At 31.2% G+C, this 17,197-nt stretch carries 14 protein-coding genes; 6 read left to right on the top strand and 8 right to left on the bottom strand.

Features of this window, described 5'->3' with window-relative positions:
* Positions 1-7: 7 nt before the first annotated feature.
* The 6 genes from BLT88_RS02415 (at position 8) to BLT88_RS02440 (ending at position 9,236) form a co-directional block, all read left to right on the top strand.
* A complete protein-coding gene (locus BLT88_RS02415; RefSeq protein WP_036783987.1) occupies positions 8-1,207 on the top strand; it encodes a DUF4959 domain-containing protein in 1,200 nt (399 codons plus the stop codon).
* Between the two features lie 20 nt (positions 1,208-1,227).
* Positions 1,228-3,918: a carbohydrate-binding protein gene (locus BLT88_RS02420; protein WP_091952786.1), complete on the top strand. Its 2,691-nt coding sequence runs from the start codon at positions 1,228-1,230 to the stop codon at positions 3,916-3,918.
* 167 nt (positions 3,919-4,085) lie between these two features.
* Entirely contained in the window at positions 4,086-4,961 is an 876-nt protein-coding gene (locus tag BLT88_RS02425) for a family 16 glycosylhydrolase (RefSeq protein WP_172824229.1), read from the top strand.
* A 52-nt stretch (positions 4,962-5,013) separates the two neighbouring features.
* A complete protein-coding gene (locus BLT88_RS02430) occupies positions 5,014-6,495 on the top strand; it encodes a glycoside hydrolase family 30 beta sandwich domain-containing protein (RefSeq protein WP_091952788.1) in 1,482 nt (493 codons plus the stop codon).
* Positions 6,496-6,524: 29 nt separating this feature from the next.
* Positions 6,525-8,069, top strand: a complete 1,545-nt coding sequence (locus BLT88_RS02435; protein ID WP_036783981.1) for a sugar porter family MFS transporter — start codon at positions 6,525-6,527, stop codon at positions 8,067-8,069.
* A gap of 183 nt (positions 8,070-8,252) precedes the next feature.
* Positions 8,253-9,236, top strand: a complete 984-nt coding sequence (locus BLT88_RS02440; protein WP_036783979.1) for a type IX secretion system membrane protein PorP/SprF — start codon at positions 8,253-8,255, stop codon at positions 9,234-9,236.
* On the opposite strand, the gene murI is transcribed toward BLT88_RS02440, so the two are convergent.
* The 8 genes from murI to BLT88_RS02480 all read right to left on the bottom strand — a co-directional run bounded on the left by murI (position 9,233) and on the right by BLT88_RS02480 (position 17,195).
* Complete coding sequence (gene murI, locus BLT88_RS02445; RefSeq protein WP_091952790.1) at positions 9,233-10,030, bottom strand: glutamate racemase; 798 nt, start codon at positions 10,028-10,030, stop codon at positions 9,233-9,235. The two genes, BLT88_RS02440 and murI, sit on opposite strands and share 4 nt — an antisense overlap.
* Positions 10,031-10,095: 65 nt before the next feature.
* Positions 10,096-10,602, bottom strand: coding sequence for an OmpH family outer membrane protein (locus tag BLT88_RS02450; protein WP_036783973.1), 507 nt, complete (start codon positions 10,600-10,602; stop codon positions 10,096-10,098).
* 35 nt (positions 10,603-10,637) lie between these two features.
* The gene (locus BLT88_RS02455; protein ID WP_036788054.1) at positions 10,638-11,468 is read right to left on the bottom strand and encodes an OmpH family outer membrane protein; all 831 of its coding nucleotides are present in this window, start codon (positions 11,466-11,468) and stop codon (positions 10,638-10,640) included.
* 66 nt (positions 11,469-11,534) lie between these two features.
* Positions 11,535-14,039: an outer membrane protein assembly factor BamA gene (gene bamA, locus BLT88_RS02460; RefSeq protein ID WP_091955619.1), complete on the bottom strand. Its 2,505-nt coding sequence runs from the start codon at positions 14,037-14,039 to the stop codon at positions 11,535-11,537.
* Between the two features lie 7 nt (positions 14,040-14,046).
* On the bottom strand, positions 14,047-14,790 hold the full coding sequence (locus BLT88_RS02465; RefSeq protein WP_091952792.1) for an isoprenyl transferase: 744 nt from the start codon (positions 14,788-14,790) through the stop codon (positions 14,047-14,049).
* Positions 14,791-14,793: 3 nt separating this feature from the next.
* A complete protein-coding gene (locus tag BLT88_RS02470) occupies positions 14,794-15,471 on the bottom strand; it encodes a DUF6089 family protein (RefSeq protein WP_091952794.1) in 678 nt (225 codons plus the stop codon).
* Positions 15,472-15,577: 106 nt separating this feature from the next.
* A complete protein-coding gene (locus BLT88_RS02475) occupies positions 15,578-16,477 on the bottom strand; it encodes an NAD kinase (RefSeq protein WP_091952796.1) in 900 nt (299 codons plus the stop codon).
* A 64-nt stretch (positions 16,478-16,541) separates the two neighbouring features.
* Entirely contained in the window at positions 16,542-17,195 is a 654-nt protein-coding gene (locus BLT88_RS02480; RefSeq protein WP_231960062.1) for a CBS domain-containing protein, read from the bottom strand.
* Positions 17,196-17,197: the final 2 nt, after the last annotated feature.

The raw sequence follows: 17,197 nt of genomic DNA on the forward strand, positions 1-17,197 counted from the left end.
TATCATTATGAAAAAACAAATAAACAAAGTACTGCTTTTTTCAATCTTTATTTTAGCTACACTTATTGCTTGCTCTAATAATGAGGATTTTGACACAACACCTCCAGGAATACTATCTAATATTTCTGTAACGCCAACAAATGGCGGAGGAATCATAAATTATTCACTTCCTTCTGATGACGATATATTGTATGTGAAAGCGGTATATTTTAATTCACAAGATGAAGAGGTTTTTAGAGTTTCTAGCAAGTATAATACTTTTTTAGAGGTAAACGGATTAAACCAAACTTCGGCTGTTAAAGTGAAATTATATGTGGTAGATGAAAGTGAAAATAGATCAGAGACTGTAGAAATTGATTTCATCCCACTAAAGTCCTTTATTTTTTTAGTGCAAGAGAGTATCGCAATAAATCCAGATTTAGGAGGTGTAAAAATTACGTGGGATAACATTGCTTCAAAAACAGTTTTTGTTTACGTGCATATTTTGGATGGAGCAAATGAAACCATTAGAATATTATCATCAAACAACGCACAAGAAAGTATTTTTATCAGAGGTTTAGCCTCTTCAGAACTGGCATTTTCTACGAAAGTTGAAGATTTTGATGGTAACATCACGGAACTAGAAGAAAAAGGAAAATACACTCCTTTATTTGAAGAGAAAATTGATAAGTCGACTTGGACTTTAGTAAGTGGACAATCTATAAATGGAGATGCTTATGAAGGAAGAACCGTAAACTTTTGGGATGATGTTGTAGATACTGTTGAAACGGATGCAGATAATAGCTATTTTATTGCTACCAGAGAGAATAATGGAGGAAGTTTAAATTTTCCTTTAGACATTGTTATCGATTTTAATAAGAATGTTAAAATTCAACGGTTTAAAGTTTGGCAAAGAGCTTTTTGGTATAATGGAGGTGGTATTACATATCATTATCAAGAAGAAAATATAAAGTCTTTTAATCTATATGCTAGTTCAGATTCTCAAACTTGGAATTTACTTGGGCAATTTGATATTGGTGATCCAAGAGATGCTTCAGGAAATATACCAACAGCAGCTTTTCAAGAAGCAATAGATGGTCACGAATTTAGTTTAGCAAATACGTCAGAAGAATTTAGATACCTCAAATTCGAGATTACGTCTAATTATGGGAGCACTCAAATAACGGTAGGTTCTGAAATCACCTTATTCGGTTTAGATAATTTATAAATAAAGGGTTAATAATTTTTATGAAAAAATATTTTATATATATATTTCTTGTTCTAGCTATCTCTGCAAATTCTCAAGGGTTAAGAACTTTAGGTAAAAAAATAGTCAACTTAAACTCAGAAGAGGTTTTATTAAAAGGAGTTGGTTTAGGTGGCTGGATGTTGCAAGAAGGGTATATGATGAATTCTTCTGGAGCAGCAGACACGCAACACGAGTTTATACAGAAACTAACAACGCTAATTGGCGCAGATAAAACAGCAGAATTTTACACGAATTGGCGAAATAATTTTGTTACAAAACAAGATGTAGATTCCATAGCGAAATTGGGCTATAATAGCATTCGATTACCAATGCACTACAACTTATTTACATTACCCATAGAAGAGGAGCCTGTTGAGGGTGAAAACACGTGGTTAAATACCGGTTTTGAAATGGTTGATGAGCTGTTAACTTGGTGTGAATCTAATCAAATTTATTTGATCCTAGATTTACATGCTGCTCCTGGTGGCCAAGGAAAAGATGCAGCGATCTCTGATTATGACGATACAAAACCTTCTTTATGGGAAAGCGAATTTAATAAAAGTAAAACAGTTGCTTTATGGGGGAAACTGGCGGAACGTTACACAGACAAACAATGGATTGGTGGTTATGATCTGTTAAACGAAGTAAACTGGCCTTTAGGAACAAATGTACTTCGTGATTTGTATGTTAGAATTACCAATGAAATTAGAGCAGTAGATGCTAATCATATTCTTTTTATTGAAGGAAATGGATTTGCGAATGACTTTTCTGGTTTAACGCCACCATGGGATTCGAATATGGTCTACAGTCCACATAAATATTGGACGTATAACGATACTGCTTCTATGCAATGGGTGTTAGATATAAGAGAACAACACAATGTGCCGCTTTGGCTTGGGGAATCTGGGGAGAACTCTAATGCTTGGTTTACAGAGGCTATAAACCTGTTTGAAGATAACAATATTGGTTGGGCTTGGTGGCCCTGGAAGAGAATTGAAACGATTACTTGCCCTTATTCTATTAATTCGAACTCCAATTATGAAGCTATTATAAATTATTGGAAAGGGGAAGGACCTCAACCTTCTGTGGATGAAGCTGTGCAGGGTTTAAGTCAATTAACAACAGATTTATTGTTAGATAATAACGTGTATTATAAAGATGTTGTAGATGCAGTTTTAAGACAACCTCAAGATGAAACTCATATTCCTTATGCCAATCATACCTTACCAGGAATTGTTTATTTGTCTGATTATGATTTGGGAACTAATGGTATTGCTTATTATGATGTTGATTATGCAAACTACACGTTGTCTACAGGTGAAGATTATCAGCCATGGAATTCTGGTTGGAACTATAGAAATGATGGTGTAGACATTCAAACAAATTCAGATAATATAAACAGCAATGGTTATCATATTGGGTATACGAAAAATAAAGAATGGTTAAAATATACTGTTGAAGTTACAGAAACAGGTTTCTATAATATTAATTTTAGATATGCGACAACGCAATCTGGAGCAAAAGTAAAACTCTTTGTAAATGATGTTGATATTGTAGGAAATGTAAATTTAGGGAATAGTGGAGGTTGGAGCAATTTTGTAAATCACTATATAGAAAATGCATATTTAGAAGCTGGAAATCAGGTTTTAAAAGTTCAAGTTGATGGAAATTCAGAATTTAACATGAGTAGTATTGAGTTTTTAAAATCAACAGATGCAATTCCGGATTTTGAAGTATTAAGCGCGAGTACGAATGCTGATGAAAAATCAATAAAGATTGTTTTAAATCATCCAATAAACCAAACAGACTTAACAAATAGTTTGTTTGAAATAATGGTAAATAATAATTCTAGAACGATAGAATCAGCAGAAATAGATGCTTCAACGACTAGGTTTGTAAAAATAAATTTAGCAGATTATTTGTTTTATCAAGATGAAATAAAAGTAAGTTATAACGGTACTATTATCACATCAATATACAACTCAAATTTAGATGTATTTGAAAATCTAACTGTCAACAATAATTTAATAGCTAGACTATTAGTGCCAGGAAAAATACAAGCCGAAGAGTTCACCAATCAAGTTGGACTGCAAACAGAAAATACAACGGATATTGGAACAGGACAAAATATTGGTTATACAGATATTGGTGATTATGCAGAGTATTTAATTTATATTTCTGACAGGGGTAATTATAATCTAAATGTGCGAACAGCCGCGCAATCTAATGCAGGAAAAATTGAATTTAAATTAATTAATAATGTAACAACTAAAAGTATCTCTCAAATAGATTTGCCAGTTACAGGTGGTTGGCAATCTTGGCAAACAACATCTACAAAAACCGTTTTAGACGCAGGGGTTTATACTTTAAAAATGGAGGTTTTAAAAGCTGGTTTTAATATGAACTGGTTTGAATTCGAATTTGTAAATAGTTTAAGTCTTGATAGAGCAAAAAATAATAAGGTAGTAGTTTTTCCAAATCCTATTTCAGCGAGGTTTTATGTAAAATTAAATAACCAACAAAATATTAAGAAGCTAAAGATTATTGATGTGAATGGACGTTTGGTGCAAAAGTTAAAACCTAATTTAATAAACAATGTTTATAATTTATCTAATTTAAATTCTGGGATTTATTTTCTAATTTTAGAGACGGATCAAGGAAGTTTTCAAAAGAAACTAATAAAAAATTAAACAGACAATTACTGGAAGAAAATACCTAATTCTTTTACCATTCTGTATTTAAGTTTATCACTTCCTTTTGAGATATCTAAAAGAATCAGCAGAGTATAGAAGAGGATACAGTTTTTTTAGGAAAACATAAATCAAAATATTTAAAATAATTCAATTAAACAGATCAAATGAAAAATAGATATTTCTACTACATACTAAGTTTCTTTGCAATAGGGATTCTTACAATATCTTGTAAAATAAAAGATAAAAAAGACCCAATAAAAATAGTAGGGTCTAATGTTTGGGAATTAGATTTCTTGGATAATTTTGATGTTTTTAATACCGAAAATTGGCAAGACCAGCGTATTTGGGTAAATAACGAAACACATTGTTATGTTCCTGATAATGAATTCGGAACTAGAGAAGTTAGTGATGGCTCCTTAAAGTTAAAGGTTATAAATATTGGCACAAAACGTCCTTGCGATAATTTTGACAAACATGGAAAACAACATCCAGAAACCCAATATGTGGCGGGTAGAGTAGTATCAAAAAATAAAAAAGAATTTATAAAGGGAAAATGGACAGCAAGATTAAAGCTTGAGAGCAATGGAGAACCAAGTATGTTTCCTGCTTGGTGGATTCTTGGTGCGCAGAATAACGAATCCCCAATTCAAGAAGCTGATGAAAACATTTGCTGGCCTTTAACCGGTTCTGGTGAGATCGATATTTTTGAACATCATGGAGATCATCAGAAAAATCATTTCACAGCTGGAGCTATTAAAAATTTAGGAGAATGTGATAAAGGTGATTGGTGGAGTTTACGCAAAGGATTTGATGTTACTTTAAATGATTATCACGAATATTCTGTAGAGTGGGAGGGTAGTGATCTCGTTTATAGAGTTGATGATACAGAAATATACCGAAATATTGGAGAGGGGGATACTTACCCCGAAAAGATGTTTGCTATCTTAAACTTCGCCAAAATCACAGATGCACCCATGAAAGGGGAATGGGTTTTAGAAGTTGATTGGGTAAAACATGAATTTCGAAAATTATTAGATTAATCTTATTTAAATATTATATTTGAAAAATCATCTATCTCTAATTTTTATAAACATGACCTTAAAAAATTGCAGCATACTATTTTTTTTACTAATAATTGTATCTTGTTCAGATTCAGAAATTAAAGAAGTAAATAAAACTGAAAACTTGGCCACTTCTTCTATAGAAAATTACAAGAATAAAACGCTGAGAGTGTATACAACAGCAAAAGATACAGAGCTAAGACTAACAAAAACAAGTGAACAAACTTTTAAAAATAAGGTACAGCCGTTAGAAACCGAAGTGGCTATTTTTGTGAACCCAAAAAAGACTTTTCAGAAATATTTAGGCATTGGTGGCGCTATTACAGATGCTTCCGCTGAAGTTTTTTCAACGTTAAATGATGTGCAGCAAAATAAATTATTGCAATCCTTATATGGTAAAGAAGGTATTGGTTATAATATTATTAGAACGAGTATTCATAGTAGTGATTTTGGTTTAGGAAGTCATACCTATATTGAAGAGGGTGATGCAGCATTAAAGACTTTTTCAATTGAAAAAGACAAACAGAAACGAATTCCGTTTATAAAAAGAGCGATTGAACTAATTAAGGATGATGTCGTTTTTTATGCAAGTCCATGGAGTCCGCCAGCTTTTATGAAAAGCAATAAAAATATGTTACGAGGAGGTAAGTTACTTCCAGAATTTCGTCAATCTTGGGCAGATTATTATGTGAAGTTTATTAAAGCGTATGAGAAAGAAGGGATTCCTGTTTGGGGTTTAACCATACAAAATGAACCGATGGCCGTTCAAAGATGGGAGTCTTGTATTTATACGGCTACCGAAGAACGTGATTTCTTAAAAAATTATTTAGGACCTACACTTGAAAAAGAAGGTTTAGGAGATAAAAAAATTGTTGTTTGGGATCATAATAGAGATTTAATTTCTGAAAGAGCAAATACTATTTTTGAAGATCCAGAGGCGTCAAGATATGCTTGGGGTATCGGTTTTCATTGGTATGAAACTTGGACTGGAGGTTTGCCAAAATATGATAATCTAAAAAACATAAATGAATCTTTTCCATCTAAGAATATGCTATTTACAGAAGGTTGTGCAGAAGGATTTAATTCGGAAAAATTACAATTTTGGCCAAATGCAGAACGGTACGGAAATTCTATGATAAACGATTTTAATAGCGGTGTTGTTGGTTGGACAGATTGGAATATTTTACTAGATGAAAGAGGTGGTCCAAATCATGTTCAGAATTTTTGCTTTGCACCAATTCATGCAGATACAAAAACAGGAGAATTGACATTTACACCAACCTATTATTATATTGGTCACTTTTCAAAATTCATAAATCCAGGAGCTTTGCGAGTAAGCACAACAACAAGCAGAACCACTATTGAAAGTACGTCTTTTAAAAATAAAAACGGGGAAATTGTAACCGTAGTGATGAATAAAACAGATACTAAAATAGGGTATAAACTTATTGTTGGTGAAAGTGAAACTGTATTAGAAATAGCACCACGTGCAATGCAAACAATAATTTACTAAATTTACTTTTTTAAAATTCAAAATGAATTATGAATAATAAGGCATACACCATTTTTATAAGTTTTATAGTTGCATTAGGCGGATTCCTTTTTGGTTTTGATGCCGGCATTATTTCCGGAGTCATGTCTTTTGCGGGGCCAGAATTTGATTTAAGCGAAATTCAATCTGGATGGGTGGTAAGTGCCCCTTCATTTGCGGCCATGTTTGCGATGTTATTTTCAGGAAGGTTGAGTGATGTTATTGGAAGAAAAAAAACATTGATTTTTGTAGCTTTTTTATATGCTATTTCTGCTGTTTTATCTGCCATGGCATCATCTTATGAAATGCTATATGTTGCAAGAATTATTGGCGGTATCGCTTTTGGTGCAGCGTTGGTTTTAGCACCGATCTATATTGCAGAGATTTCAACAGCAGAAAATAGAGGAAAGTTAGTTTCTTTGCAGCAACTAAACATTGTTTTTGGTTTTTTTGCGGCATTTTTAAGTAATTATTTTTTTAATAAATATAATACATCAGAAAGTACTTTTTTAACCGATGAAAACGTTTGGAGATGGATGTTAGGGGTCGAGTTTATTCCTGCAGTAGGTTATTTTATTTTCTTGTTTTTTATCCCTAAAAGTCCACGTTGGTTATATTTAAAAGGGAATTTCGAGGAAGCGAAAATAGTTTTGAATAAAATTCATGGTACTGAAAGAGGAGAGGAAGAAATTGCTGCTATCGAAAAAAATATACATGCTGAGAAAAACAAAGAAGCATTAAAAATTAAAGATATATTAAAATCATCATTACGCTTTATTTTAGTTGTTGGTTTAATTGTTGGAGTTTTGCAACAAATTACAGGTATAAATGCAGTGTATTTCTATGCAACATCCATTTTTAAACAAACAGGAATAGGAACAGATGCTGCTTTTTCATCCGGAGTTTTATTAAGTTCGATTTCAGTTATATTTACTTTTGTTGCTATTTATTTAATTGATAGAACAGGCAGAAGGCCTTTATTGTTGTTCGGTACGGCGGGAATTGCAGTTAGTTTATTATTGTGTGCTTATGGTTTTAATCAGGCAACATATCAATTATCAGCAGAAAAAATTAATCAATTAGAATTTTCTGAATCCCAAAAATTACTACCTTTTGTAGATAAAGTATATGATAATGATATTGATTTTAAGAACGATGTAAAAGCGATTTTAGGGAATAAAATATATAGTAAGAATGATGGCGCTATTTTGGAAGCAGCAACTACGATTAATGCTACTTTAATATTAATCGGAATTTTAGGTTTTATAGCCTGTTTTGCATTTTCACTGGGTCCAGTTATGTGGGTATTATTGTCAGAATTATATCCATTAAAATATAGAGGATTAGCAATTGGTATTATTGCTTTTATAAATTCGTTAATAAGTTCTTTAGTGCAGTTAGTTTTTCCTTGGGAGTTATCTAATTTAGGAAATGCACTTACCTTTTTTATCTTTGGAATAATTGCGTTAGTAGGATTCTTTGTTTTGGTGAAAATATTACCTGAAACGAAAGGAAAATCTTTAGAAGAGTTAGAATTAGAGTTGGTTAAAAGCTAATTTAGGGTTTCAAATTAAGGATACTGTATAGGTGCAAACATGTAAAAATTAAAAATCATTGATTATTAATATTGCAATAGATTTTTCTTTTTTTAGTTTAATTATAGTGTTAAAACTTCAGGTGATAAGTATTTGTTCTTGTAAAATGAATATATTTGATAACTTAAATTAATCAGTGTTTGAATGAAGTTTTTATACTTTAGATTTTGCGTACTATTTTTATGCTTTTTTTCATTAAAAATTAATTCGCAAGAGACGTTGCCGATATACCAAGATTATCTTTCTGATAATGTATATTTAGTGCACCCATCGGCTGCAGGTATTGGTAATTCTAGTAAATTAAGATTTACTGCAAGACAACAATGGGCGGGAATACCCAATGCACCAGCTTTACAAACTTTGAGTTTTCATACCAAAATTAGTGAAGAATCTAATGCCGGTTATGGATTTGTTTTATTCAATGATAAAAACGGTTTCCATTCTCAAAAAGGAATACAAGGTTCTTATGCATATCATTTGCCAATGTCCGATGGGAGACTGTTTAATCAACTTTCTTTTGGATTGGCTTTTACCTTTGTTCAAAATCAATCAGACCAAAGAACTTTTACCGGAGATAGAGCAATTGCTGCTGTTGTAGAAAGTACAAGCTATTATAACGCAGATTTTAGTGTTGCTTATCATTTGGGAGGTTTTTCTTCCTATTTTACAGTAAAAAATTTATTATTAACGGCTAAGAATAATTTAAATGTTCAGGAACCTTTAGATTTAAGAAATTATATTTTTTCTACTGGATATTATTTTGGCCAAGATCTTTTTGTTCAATTTGAACCATCTTTGATGCTCCAAATTAGAGAGAGTACAGGAGAACGAATTGCAGATTTTAATATGAAAGTGTACAAGGATTTTTCAAAATTACAACTTTGGGCGGCACTTTCATATCGAAAAAGTTTTGATGTTAACGCTATCGAAAACGCACAATTTGTATCTCCAATTATTGGTTTAAATTATGATAACTTAATGTTTTCTTATACATACACAAACCAAATGAATGAGACTGTTTTAACAACATCTGGATTTCATCAAATTTCTGTGGGTATAAATTTATGGACTAGAGAACAAAGAGCTGCTGCTTGTCCAAACATTAATTCCTCTGTTAGACGATTTTAAAACTCCCTTTCATCAATTTTCACTAGCTCATTATTGTCATTAGAAATGAGCATTTTTAAAACTTGTTTGTTTTTATTGATGTAAAACTGATGCTTTCCTTTTCTTGCATTATTATTTAAAAGATGATGTTTTTCTAAGATCGCTTTGGTTTGTTTTGCAACTGCTTCTCCAGAATCTATAATCTGAATCTTCTCTCCAGTGATTTCTCTAATTTGAGGTATTAAATAGGGGTAGTGTGTACATCCTAAAACCAAACAGTCAATATCCTCTTCTAGCATCGGTGTGATATAAGAAGAAAGTAATTCATTCATTTCTGAAGAATTTATTTTCCCGTTTTCAATCAATTCAACTAAGCCTTTTCCTATCGTTTCTATAGTTGTTATTTTTTTAGTAATAGTATTTGTGGTTTTTTCAAATAACGTGCTGTTCAAGGTTCCTTTAGTGGCCAGTATTCCAATATTATTTGTTTTAGTTTGAATCGCTGCAGGTTTTATAGCAGGCTCAATACCAATAAAAGGAATAGCATACTTTTTTCTTAATATTTTTATGGCATTTGTGGTCGCAGTGTTGCACGCTACAACAATTAGTTTACAATCTTTTTGAAGTAAATATTCTGTATTTTTTATAGATAAATCAATAATTTCTTGTTCGCTTTTTTCTCCATAAGGAGCATTTTTGCTATCAGAAAGATAAATGGTGTTTTCGTTTGGTAAAAGTGTCTTAATCTCTTTCCAAATAGAAGTGCCACCAACTCCAGAATCAAAAATACCAATTGGAAAACTAGTTAATTTCATATATGTAAAAATAAAAAAACCTACTTAAAAAAGTAGGTTTTAGAATCTTATTTAAAAGTTTGTTTTTAGAAGCCTAATTTCGTTTTTACAGCTGCAAAAATATCTTCACCTTTTTTAACTAGTAAGCCTTTACCGACAGAAGCGTCTAAAATGTATAAAATACCTTTAGAAGCTGCTACTTCTTCGATAGCTTTCTGTGCTTTTTCTATAATTGGGTTTAAGCCTTCTGCCTGTTTTTTCTGCATTTCTTGTAACGCAGTTTGTCTTAATTGTTCGTATCTAGCTCTCTCTTGTTGTACTTCTTGAGCTCTAGACTCGTTTATTTCTCTTGTCTGTGCATTTTGTTCTGCAGTATACTTTTTCATTTTACTGTCTAATTTCTGCGCCATTCCCTCAATCTCATCTTGATAAGTTTTACTTAACTTTTCAATATCTAATTTCAACTGTTTTGTTTGAGGCATTTCAGCTACTAACTTTTCAAAGTCTATATGACCCGTCTTTTGTGCATTCGCAACACCACCTACTCCTAAAGTAAACACAGCAATTAATAGTAACGTTTTTAAATTTTTCATTCTTGTTTTAATTTAATTATTATTCTTGACTTTATTTAATTATTTTCTTTCTTCTTTCGTTCTTCCTCTTTTTTCTTTCTGAGGGCTTCTTTCTTTTCTCTTAAAACTTTTCTTTGTTCTTCTCGTTTTTTAATAAGAGCGGCTCTTTTTTCTGCAATTGCTTTTTTCTTCGCTTCTTTATCTGCTACTTTTTTAGCAACTGCCTGCACTTTTTTATTCTTCGCTTCTGCTAGCTTTAATTCTTTATCTGCAGTTTTTTTAGCAATAACTTCTTTTTGTGCTTCCGTTAACTCTTTGCCAGGAGCATTCGCTTTTTTTCTTTTTTGCTCCTTTTTTTCGCTTGCTAATCTTGTTCTATCTATTGTAGATAAAACAAGTTCGCTAATATCGTATTTTTTATTTGAATACAACATAATCAAATCACTAGATTTTTCAAATACAAAATCGTACTTCTTTCTTTTTGCAATCCCTTGTATCGCATTAAAAACTTGATCTTGAATAGGCTTTACCAATTGTTTTCTTACCAAAAACATATCTCCTTTAGGACCAAAGTATAAAGATTCTAAACGTCTTAATTCAAATTGTTTTAAAGTAATTTCCTCTTCTTTTTCTTCGATTAAATCTTTCGTTAAAATTACTTTTTCGTTCGCTAAGTCAGATTTTAGCACTTCTATATGACGTGCTTGCTTGTCTAATTTTTTTCTCCATTTTCCAATTTTAGCATCTAATGTATTTTGCGCTTGCATATATTCTGGAACATTTTCTAGAATGTACTCCATATCTATATATGCAATAATTTGATTTCTTTGGGACCAAAAGTTTGTGGCTGTAAATAACAGAAAAACTAATAAAAATATTTTTTTCATTTGTATAATGTATTTAGAAAAAACCGTGCCAAAAAAACCCATTGACATTACAAATGTACAGTTTTTCTAGAATTGTCTTCCAATAATAAAATGTGTTTGCCAGCCAGATTTTTCCCTTAATCCAGGTAAAGGGTCAAAGCCATGTGCAAAGTCTATACCTAATAAACCAAAGGCCGGCATAAAAATTCTTACACCTAATCCTGCTGAACGTTTTAATTCAAACGGATTAAATGTTTCAAAATTGTCATAAGAATTACCCGCTTCTAAAAATCCTAGTGTATATATAGAGGCAGAAGGAGAATCTGTTATAGAAAATCTTAATTCCATTTGAAACTTATTAAAAATTGTTCCTCCTTCAGCAGATGATAATCTATTATTTTCATATCCTCTTAATCCAACTGTTTCTCTACCATCTAACTGAAATTGTGCAATTCCATCTCCTCCAACAAAATATCTTTCAAATGGATTTTGACCTAATTCTGAATTATAAAATCCTAAATAACCCATTTCTGCGTTGGTCATCAATACTAATTTATCTGTAAATGAAGTATACCATTTACCTTTTGCTGTTATTTTATAGTATTCTAACCATTTGTATTTTTCTTGAGTTTCTAAATTTGCGTAATCTTTATCACTGAATAGAGAGTAAGGCAAAGTTGCTTTTACGGCAAGAGAAAATTCAGAACCATAAGTAGGAAAAATTAAACTTGGTCCTGCAGAGTTTCTGCTAATAACTGCGTTATACGACAAGTTATTTAAAGTTCCATTATTTAAAATATCACTACCAACTCTAAATCCATAGTTATTTAAATTAAAACTTTGATAAGAAATAGTTTGCGATAATTGAAAGAAATCATCTGGCCATTTTAAACGTTGTCCTAAACCTAAAGAGGCACCAATAATACCTAAACTTTGATTTCTATCTACATCTCCTGTTTGAAAGTTAAATTGATACTGATTTGATGAGTAAATAGAAAACGATAAAGATTGTGGTTTTCTGCCTCCCAACCAAGGTTCTGTAAATGAAAAACTATAAGTATTAAATGTTCTACTCGTTTGTAGACGTAAAGATAGTTTTTGACCATCTCCCATTGGTAAAGGATTGTACGATTCTTTATTGAATAAATTTCGAATAGAGAAATTATTAAAAGATAAACCAAGAGTACCTATAAAAGAACCACCTCCATAACCCCCTTGCAGTTCTATCTGACTTCCACCTTTTTCTACTACTGTAAAGTCTATATCAGCTGTTTTATTTTGATAATTTGGCACAACATCTGGTGATACATTTTGATCAAAGAAACCCAATTGACCTATTTCTCTAATAGACCTAATAATAGCACTTCTACTAAATAAATCTCCCGGTTTAACACGTAATTCTCTAAAAATAACATGGTCATTTGTTTTATCATTACCCGTTACTGTAACTTTTTTAATACGTGCTTTTTCATCTTCTCTAATTCTAATTTCAACGGTAATAGAGTCATTTTTCACCCTTGTTTCAATAGCATTTACTTGAGAGAATAAGAAACCATTATCTTGGTATAAGGTAGAAATATCTTCAGAATTAGGAGATCCATCACCTTTTACGCGCTCTTTAAGCACAGCGCCGTTATAAACATCACCTTTATCAATTCTTAACACTGCTCTTAATTCATCATCGGTGTATTCTTTATTTCCAACAAATAAAATATCAGCAAATTTGTACTGTTTTCCTTCTTCTAATGTTATATTTAGATTAATTGTATTGTCATCATTCCAAGAAATTTTATCACTTAAAATACGAGCATCTCTAAAGCCTAATCGGCTGTATTTATCTAAAATATTTTCTAAATCTTCTTGATAATCTTCTTCTATATATTTTGATGCTTTCCAGAAACGACCAACAAACTTACTTTTGGTGTTAGACATTGCCTTTTTCAGCTTTTTATCTGTAAATTTTTTATTTCCAGTAAAAACAATTTCTTTAATTTTTATTCGAACACCTTTATCTACAAAGACATTTATATTCACCGTATTGAGGTCTGCGGTGTCTTTTTTTACAGCTAGGTTTACTTTTGTTTTCAGATATCCTTTATCTGTGTATTTCTTTGTAATATAATTTTTTGTGGTTACAATTAAGTTATCGGTAAGCATTGCCCCTGATTTTAATTCAGCCTCTTTAACAAGTTCTTTTGCTTTAGATTTTTTAACACCAGTAATTTTTACTTGATTTAATTGTGGTAATTCTTGCACATCAAATTGTAGGTAAACGGTGTTGCCATCTACTTTTGCCAAGTATACATCTACATTGCTAAATTGCTTGCTTTCGTATAATTTTTTTATAGCACTTGTAAGCTTGTCTCCCGGTAGTTTTATAACTTGTCCATTTCTTAAACCAGTAAAAATTTTAACAGTTTCTTCGCTAAATTTTTTTAAACCAGTAACAGAAATTCCACCCAAAATATATTCTTTTCCTTTTTCGAAGGAAATATTTTTGTCGGTGGTAATGGTGTCTTTTTTTATTTGAGCTATCGTACTAAAATTAAAAAAAAGTGCAAAAAGCACTAAAGTTGTAGAAAGTAATTTCATAGAAATTTTATTCTGTAAGTTGTTCGCTTGTTTTTCCAAATCGTCTTTCTCTATTCTGATAATCTATGATGGCATCATAGAAATGTTCTTGTCTAAAATCTGGCCAAAGAATATTTGTAAAGTATAATTCAGCATACGCAATTTGCCATAATAAGAAATTACTAATGCGTTGTTCTCCACTAGTTCTTATTAATAAATCAACGTTGGGCAAATTAAACGTATATAAATGGTTATTTATAGTATTTTCATCAATTTTTTCTAAATCAAGCTCTTTATTAACAACTTTTTTAGATATGTTTTTGATTGCGTTAACAATTTCTTCTCTTGATCCGTAACTTAAAGCAAAAGTTAGGGTCATTTCATTATTTGATTTTGTTTTCTGAATTACATCTAATAATGTTTTTTGAGCAGTTTTAGGCAGATTTTCTATGTTGCCAATGGCATTCACTTTTATTTTGTTTTCTTGAAAGGTCGGCAGTTCTTTTTTTAGTGAACTAATTAGTAAACTCATTAAAGCGTCTATTTCAAATTTAGGTCTTTTCCAATTTTCTGTAGAAAAAGCATATAGAGTGATATATCTTACTTTGAGTTCTCCTGCAGCCTCCAGTGTTTGTCTTACAGCAGTTAATGCATTTTTATGTCCAAAAACTCTAGTCATCCCTTTATCTTTTGCCCAACGACCGTTACCGTCCATAATAATGGCAACGTGTTTTGGAACTCTTTGTGGGTTAATGCGTAGTTTTTTATCCATAAATTATAGTCCGTTGGTGTAACAAGCGGGTCTTCCAAAGGTGTAAATTAAAGAAAAACCAGTAAACATATACCAATCATTGCCAGTGCCTCCAAAATTAAGGTCGGTAATTGTATCATTATTGTAATCTAAATCATCTTCAAATGTATATCTAAATTTGGCTTCTAAAGAAAATGCTAAAGGACCTGCTAATTTTGATTTAAATCCAACACCAAAAGGAATAGAAAATGAGTTCTTAGTATCATAAACATATGCATCTGGTGACGATTCTGTAACAACATATTGATAGTTGAAAGCAGCTAATTCCAATAGAATGTAAGGAGTCCAAGTTTTATCATCAGATGATAAATCGTACTCATAAAAATTATATTCTAAACCTACTGCCAATTCGTTTATTGTATTGGAAAAACTTGATCCTCTATCTCTTCTAAAATCTGTATCTGCATCTTTATCATTTGCTTCAATGGGCAAATAACTGTATGTTGCTCTTAGAACCATTCTAGGGTTTAAGTTGTACTTAAAAAAAGCGGCACCCGCAATCTTATTTGGGTATATGTAGTTGAATCTGCCGATATCTCCAACATAATTAGAGCCTCCAATAGAGATTCCTGCTTCATACATTTGTCCAAATGAAACACTAGAAATGTTCATAAAAATGATTAATAGTATACTTTTTTTCATCCTAAAAAATAGCGAGCAAATATAGGTATTTCAATTTGCTTTATAAAGTTAATATGTAGTCTTTTTTGAATAACTACTATTTCTATCATTTATTGTCATAAGTACGTTAAAGGTTGGTTTCGTTCCTGGTATCTTCTCCCCACAATAATTTACTTCGTAAAGTTTGCAAAAAAGATTGATTATTTGGGGTGATACTTTTAATTTTAAATGCCGCTTTTTGTATAAAAACTTTCGTGTTTTTAGGTACAGAAGAAATTCTAGAATCTAAAGAAATTAAAAAGTCTTTTTCTCTAGAATCTATGGTTAGTTGTATGATCGTTTCATCAGAAATAACCATTGATCTTGCGCTTAAATTATGGGGTGCAATAGGTGTTATTACAAGACTTTTAGAGTCTGGTGAAATTACGGGGCCATTGCAACTTAGAGAGTACCCTGTAGAGCCTGTAGGAGTTGCAATTATCAAGCCATCAGCCCAATAATTGGTTAAATATTCCTTATTCAAACTAGTTCTTACACCAATCATAGAAGTAGTGTTTTTTCGGGCGATGGTAACTTCGTTTAAGGCAAAGTTTAACTCTGAAAACTCTTCTAACTTTGGCAGCGTTTTTATAGAAAGTAAAGTTCGCTCTTGAATTGTAAATTCACCTTTTAAAATAAGTTCTATGCTTTCTTTTATGTTTTTTTTGTTAATTGTTGCCAAGAAACCTAATCTACCTGTATTAATACCTAAAATAGGAATTCCTAAATCTCTAATATAATTAACTGCTCTTAAAATTGTACCATCTCCACCTAAAGTAAATAGAGTGTCAAAAGAAGTATTTAAGTCAGAAAAATGAGAAAAGGTTGGATATTTTTTTTCTAAAATATTTCCATCCTTTAATAAATCGTAAAATTCACTTTCTATAAAACAGACAATATTATTTTCTTGCAGGACACTCAATAAAACTTGAATTTCTTTTTCGGCAGAAATTGAATAAGACTGACCGTAAATTGCTACTTTCTTCATTTGTTTAATTCATTATCTTAGAAAAAATACAAAAAATTTGCTTCAATAAAGCCATCTTTTATGTTTACGCTTCTAGGTATTTTTGTAAATATTCTAATCTATATTTTAAGTCCTCTAAATACTTGTCATTTTGATGTGAAGAGATAATTTTATAATTATACCTTCTGAAAGCTTGCATAATTTCATTTATATCCTCTGTGATGATCTTTAGGGTAACTTGCACAAAATTATTGTGTTTTTCAGAAATATAAATTCCTAATAATTTGCCCCCATTGGCTTCTGCAATTTGACTTGCCTCACTCATAGAATAGTCATTTTCTAATTTTTCTACGATTACGGTTTCACTTTCTTCAAGCATAAAAGGACTCGTGGAAAAAGCATCTAAAACGTCGCGTAAGTCATAATAACCTATGTAATGTTTATCAGTATTTACAACAGGAATTATGTTTGTGTCATTCTCAGAGAAAGTTTTTAACAACTCTAAGACTGTTGCTTTTTCATCAGAAAAAAAATAATTCACTAAATGAGTATAGCGCTCTAAAACAGCCTCTTTATTTTCAATAGTGTGCATGTCGTCTTCTGAAAAAGAGCCTAATAATCTGCCTTTTTCTACTAATGGAAAATGTGTTATTGGATAGTTTTTGAATAGCTTTTGCGCACTTTTTACATTGTCTTGTAAGCGAAGTGGCTTAATATCTTTTAATATGTAATCATTCATGT

This window comes from Polaribacter sp. Hel1_33_78, assembly GCF_900106075.1.
Classification (GTDB): Bacteria; Bacteroidota; Bacteroidia; order Flavobacteriales; family Flavobacteriaceae; genus Polaribacter.